The sequence below is a fragment of the Prevotella sp. DNF00663 genome, from assembly GCF_001553265.1.
Classification (GTDB): Bacteria; Bacteroidota; Bacteroidia; order Bacteroidales; family Bacteroidaceae; genus Prevotella.
The window spans coordinates 1-5,220 of the sequence record NZ_KQ960637.1; the positions used below are offsets into that span (position 1 = coordinate 1).

Annotated in this window: 5 protein-coding genes; 2 read left to right on the forward strand and 3 right to left on the reverse strand. The window is 36.6% G+C overall.

Annotated elements, in window-relative coordinates:
• Nucleotides 1-144 precede the first annotated feature (144 nt).
• Entirely contained in the window at nt 145-1,266 is a 1,122-nt protein-coding gene (gene glf, locus HMPREF3034_RS08115; protein ID WP_062434681.1) for a UDP-galactopyranose mutase, read from the forward strand.
• Nucleotides 1,267-1,306: 40 nt separating this feature from the next.
• Here the strand turns inward: glf and HMPREF3034_RS13165 are convergent, their stop codons facing one another.
• The 3 genes from HMPREF3034_RS13165 to HMPREF3034_RS08130 are packed head-to-tail and all read right to left on the reverse strand — an operon-like array spanning nt 1,307 to nt 3,013.
• Complete coding sequence (locus HMPREF3034_RS13165; RefSeq protein ID WP_062434684.1) at nt 1,307-1,768, reverse strand: DUF4293 domain-containing protein; 462 nt, start codon at nt 1,766-1,768, stop codon at nt 1,307-1,309.
• A gap of 3 nt (nt 1,769-1,771) precedes the next feature.
• Nucleotides 1,772-2,113, reverse strand: coding sequence for a DNA-directed RNA polymerase subunit omega (locus HMPREF3034_RS08125; protein WP_036900850.1), 342 nt, complete (start codon nt 2,111-2,113; stop codon nt 1,772-1,774).
• A 15-nt stretch (nt 2,114-2,128) separates the two neighbouring features.
• The gene (locus HMPREF3034_RS08130) at nt 2,129-3,013 is read right to left on the reverse strand and encodes an outer membrane protein assembly factor BamD (RefSeq protein ID WP_052053052.1); all 885 of its coding nucleotides are present in this window, start codon (nt 3,011-3,013) and stop codon (nt 2,129-2,131) included.
• 123 nt (nt 3,014-3,136) lie between these two features.
• Between HMPREF3034_RS08130 and uvrB the strand changes: the two genes are divergently transcribed.
• Nucleotides 3,137-5,182 (forward strand): excinuclease ABC subunit UvrB, encoded by a 2,046-nt coding sequence (uvrB, locus tag HMPREF3034_RS08135; RefSeq protein WP_062434687.1) that lies wholly within the window; start codon nt 3,137-3,139, stop codon nt 5,180-5,182.
• Nucleotides 5,183-5,220: the final 38 nt, after the last annotated feature.

Here is a 5,220-nt window from a genome sequence, read left to right on the forward strand (position 1 = left end):
TACTGAATGTAGTCGGGGCTTTTTTGGGTATACCTAGCTCTCCCTAATCGGCGTATACAAGTTTTTTGAGCTTTTATTTGGAATATTATTGCAACATATTAGCTTTTTAGCTAACTTTGTATAATACCATAATATTTCTTGATAATGGCTAAAAAATATGATTATTTAATTGTAGGTGCAGGTTTGTATGGCTCTACTTTTGCGTATCGTGAGATTCACAAGGGTAGGCGTTGTATGGTAATAGATAAGCGTCTACAAACCGGAGGAAATCTTTATTGTGACAATATAGAGGGAATTAATGTACATCAATATGGTGCACATATATTCCATACGAATCATAAAGGGGTTTGGGACTTTGTGAATAGTATAGTTCCATTTAATCGCTATACAAATTCTCCTGTTGCAAATTATAGAGGGAAACTCTATAATCTTCCTTTCAATATGAACACTTTCTATCAAATGTGGGGTGTTACTACGCCGGCTGAAGCTGAAGCTAAATTAGCTGAGCAACGTGCTGAAGCCTTGAATCGTATGAGGAATTTGGGTATTGATGAACCTCGTAATTTAGAAGAACAAGCCTTATTATTGATAGGGAAGGATATATACGAGAAGTTGATTAAGGGGTATACGGAAAAGCAATGGGGAAGAAAATGTACTGAGCTTCCTGCCTTTATTATAAGACGTTTACCTGTTCGTCTAACTTTTGATAATAACTATTTTAATGATTCGTATCAAGGTATACCTATTGGTGGATATAATAAATTGATAGATGGGTTGTTGGACGGTGCGGATGTTATGGTTGGTGTTGACTTCTTTCAAGATAAAGAACATTGGCTGAATCTTGCTGATAAAGTTTTATTTACAGGAAAGATAGATGAATTTTACGATTATAGATTTGGAAAGTTGAACTATCGTACTGTTAAGTTTGAGACAGAAATTCTTGATACGGCTAATTATCAAGGAAATGCTGTTATTAATTATACGGAATCTGATGTGCCTTATACACGCATCATAGAGCATAAACATTTTGAAATGTTTGGTTCTGCTATTAATGCTTGTCCAAAGACTGTTATCAGTAAAGAATACAGTATGGAATGGAAAGATGGAATCGAACCTTACTATCCTGTAAATGATGATGTGAACCAAGCACTTTATCGTCAATATGCAGCTTTAGCTGCTAAAGAGGAAAAAATAGAGTTTGGTGGAAGATTAGCCGAATACAAATATTATGATATGGCACCAATAATACACAAGATTATGTTTTAAGAAAATGAAAGAGCAAGATTGAAAATCCTGCTCTTTTATTTTATCTAATTCTGTCCATGCTCTTGACCAGTTTTTCATCGGCCACAATCCCATGTCTTGCTAGATAGAGGAGGATAATAGTTATAAGTGGTAAACATGCTGCAAAATTAATATGTGCACTTCCTAATATATCGTGATTACTATACAAATAGAAGCCATATAGCGCATACCAGATTAGTTGTAGAATAATCCCTCCATTACAAAACTTCACTTGTAATTGACGATTCTTGTATAGGAATATTGTGATAATTGCTATAATGGCAGATAAGCTTTGTACAATGAACAATGGGCAGTTAGAGAAATCTATTCCGGATTCCAGATGATTATATGTTGCCAAATTGAATAATATAGCTCCTTTGCTAATGCCAGTAGGTGGTGTATAGTGAGCTATCGGCAAATAGAGGCAGAAGCAAATTACCACGATAGTTGCAAGCAAGAATAATGTTTGTTTGCGTTGTAACATCTTTTAGTCTATACTAAGATTGTCTGTGTCTGTAGCGGGATCGCGCCAATATACATTTCCCTCTGTAAACTCCTCAGTAGCTAGCAATGTAGGTTTTGGTAGTTTCTCATAATAGCGAGATATTTCAATCTGTTCACGATTTTCAAACACCTCTTCCAATGAGTCATTGTATGAAGCAAATTCTGCAAGTTTCTTATTTAAATCTTGTTTGATTTCTACAGAAATCTGATTTGCACGTTTTGCAATAATAGCTACACTTTCATAGATGTTTCCAGTCTCATCACAGAGATCCATGATGTTACGAGTGACAGTGTTAACTGGAGCTTTAGACTTTTTATAATCCATTATTATTGATGTAATTTAATTATTTTCTTTTTCTGATTTCTGGTCTTCTGGTTGCTTTACAGCATGAGCCGTTTTATCTTCATTAGTATATTTCTTACATTTTTCTATGTATTTTTCTGCAGTTTCCTTTTCTTTAGAATCTGGGTATTCATTTAGAAAACCATAGCATTCGTCTTCTGCATCTTGATAGCGCTCAAATTTCTTTTCATCTACACTTTGTTGAGCTAATTCAAATTTACTTTTCATAATAAGCAATGAAAAGTCTTCACGCTTATTACTATAAGGATAATCTTTCAATGCATTTTGTGCAGTGATGATACATGCTTGATAATTATTACCACCGCTCGTACAATTGCCGAAATATGATCCTAAATCATAATATAGCTTTGCCGATGCATATTCCTTTGTTACCAACTTATCTTGCAGTTCAAACAGACGTTGCTGTGCTACTTTCTTGAACTTTGAATCTGGATAAAGGTCTAGGAAAGTTTGGAAAGCCGAGATAGCAGTGATAGTCATAGATTGATCCAAACGAGGCTCTGGGGTACTCTCATAGATAGCTTGTCCTTCGTAGAAGTGAGCCATCTCTGCAAATTGTCCACGTGGGTATGACTGATAATAGCGTTTGAAAGCTTGTGCAGCACCTTCATAATCTTTGCTACAATAAGATGCCATACCTAGCATGTATAGGCTTTCTTCTGCATTATCTGTTCCTTTCTCGACAGCTATAAGATCTGTGAGCAGAGTAATGGCTCTAGTATATTTGCCATTGGCAAAACATTCTTTAGCGAATTCGTATTTATAAGGATAATTATTGCTCTTGTACACTTTGTTGAACTCTTGGGCACAACTAGAGAAGAGCAAAATGGTACTTATTGTTATCAGAAATACTTTTTTCATATTGTCGCTTTGAGGATACAAAGTTACTGATATTTCTAGGATTGGCAAAGTAAACGAAATCTTTTTTCGTATTTTATTAGTCTTTATAACGCTATTACCAAGGTGTTTTGTAATTTTGTAGAGATGAATTTCAAATTAACATCTAAATATAAGCCAACGGGTGATCAACCTCAGGCCATTTCAGAACTGACAGAGGGATTACAAAATGGGGATAACGCACAAGTATTACTTGGAGTAACCGGTTCTGGAAAGACATTTACGGTAGCTAATGTTATAGCTAACGCAAATAAACCGACATTGATTCTTAGTCATAATAAAACCTTAGCAGCTCAGTTGTATCAAGAGATGAGAGATTTCTTTCCTGATAATGCCGTTGAATATTATGTTTCTTATTATGACTATTATCAGCCGGAAGCCTATCTGCCGTCATCTGATACTTATATAGAGAAAGATCTGGCTATTAATGACGAAATAGACAAGTTGCGACTTGGAGCAGTGTCTGCTCTTCTCTCTGGGCGAAAAGATGTTATTGTTGTCTCTTCTGTCTCTTGTATTTATGGTATGGGCGGACCTGTTGCCATGCAAGAAAGTATTATTTCTATTAAAAGAGGGCAGCGATTGGATAGGAATGACTTCTTGCGTCGATTGGTCAATGCTCTATATGTGAGAAATGATATAGAATTGAAACGAGGCAATTTCCGGGTAAAAGGAGATACTGTCGACGTCTTTATGGCTTATAGTGATAATGTTTTGCGAGTTACATGGTGGGATGATGAGATTGATGGCATTCAAGAAGTTGATGCTCTTACATTTCAGCGTTTATCTGATTTTGAGGATTATCAGATATATCCGGCCAATCTTTTCGTCACGTCTAAGGAGCAAACTGAACAGGCTATTCGTATGATTCAGGATGACTTAGTCAAGCAAACTGAATACTTTCATGAAATTGGTAATAACATAAAGGCTCAACGAATTAAAGAACGTGTTGAGTATGATATGGAAATGATAAAAGAGTTAGGCCATTGTAGTGGGATAGAAAATTATTCACGTTATTTTGATGGTCGACAACCGGGCGAGCGTCCGTATTGCCTTTTAGACTTTTTCCCAAAAGATTTCTTGCTAGTTATAGACGAAAGCCATGTCAGTGTTCCTCAAATCAATGCAATGTATGGTGGTGATAGAGCAAGAAAGCAAAATCTGGTAGAATATGGATTTAGACTTCCGGCAGCTTTCGATAATCGTCCATTGAGATTTGAGGAGTTCCACGAACTAATCCATCAAGTCATTTATGTCAGTGCCACACCGGCAGATTATGAATTACGTGAATCTGAAGGTGTTGTTGTTGAGCAGATAATTCGTCCAACAGGACTATTAGACCCGGAGATAGAAGTACGTCCCAGTGAAAATCAGATAGATGATTTGATGGATGAAATTCTTACCCGAATTCATCGGCATGAGCGTGTGTTGGTGACTACCTTGACTAAGCGAATGGCAGAAGAATTGACTGAATACTTATTGAATCACGATATCAAAGCAAATTATATTCATAGTGATGTAGCCACACTCGATCGTGTCAAGATAATGAATGACCTTCGTGTTGGTGTATATGATGTGCTTGTAGGAGTCAATCTGTTGAGAGAAGGACTCGATCTTCCCGAAGTATCGTTGGTAGCTATCCTCGATGCTGATAAAGAAGGATTCCTTCGCAGTAAACGAAGTTTGACGCAGACTGCTGGTAGAGCGGCTAGAAATGTCAATGGTAAGGTTATTATGTATGCTGATACCATTACCTATAGTATGCAGGCAACCATTGATGAAACGGCTAGGCGGCGTTGTAAACAGCTTAAATATAATGAAAAACATGGCATTACGCCGATGCAGATTGTCAAAGATATTAAAACATTCCCGATTGGTACTGATTCCGGAGAGGATAGGAATGTTATAAAGGGCAAATATCAAGAGTATGTAGAACCTACAGAGATGGCATTTGTAGCAGATCCTATAGTCAAGCGTATGACGCGTCCGGAATTGGAAAAGAGTATCGAACATACCAAGAAATTAATGCAACAAGCTGCCAAGGATTTGGATTTCATACAGGCTGCACAATATCGCGATGAATTGATACGCTTACAAAAACAGTTAGAATTAAAAGGTGTTTCTGTAAAATAAGATATCAAGAGGGTGTGTCAAAATTGATACACTCTCTT

What these genes read in the sequence shown, in the direction of transcription:
- glf (WP_062434681.1), top strand. Translation starts at nt 145, where the DNA reads ATGGCTAAAAAATATGATTATTTAATTGTAGGTGCAGGTTTGTATGGC.
- HMPREF3034_RS13165 (WP_062434684.1), bottom strand. Translation starts at nt 1,768, where the DNA reads ATGTTACAACGCAAACAAACATTATTCTTGCTTGCAACTATCGTGGTA.
- HMPREF3034_RS08125 (WP_036900850.1), bottom strand. Translation starts at nt 2,113, where the DNA reads ATGGATTATAAAAAGTCTAAAGCTCCAGTTAACACTGTCACTCGTAAC.
- HMPREF3034_RS08130 (WP_052053052.1), bottom strand. Translation starts at nt 3,013, where the DNA reads ATGAAAAAAGTATTTCTGATAACAATAAGTACCATTTTGCTCTTCTCT.
- uvrB (WP_062434687.1), top strand. Translation starts at nt 3,137, where the DNA reads ATGAATTTCAAATTAACATCTAAATATAAGCCAACGGGTGATCAACCT.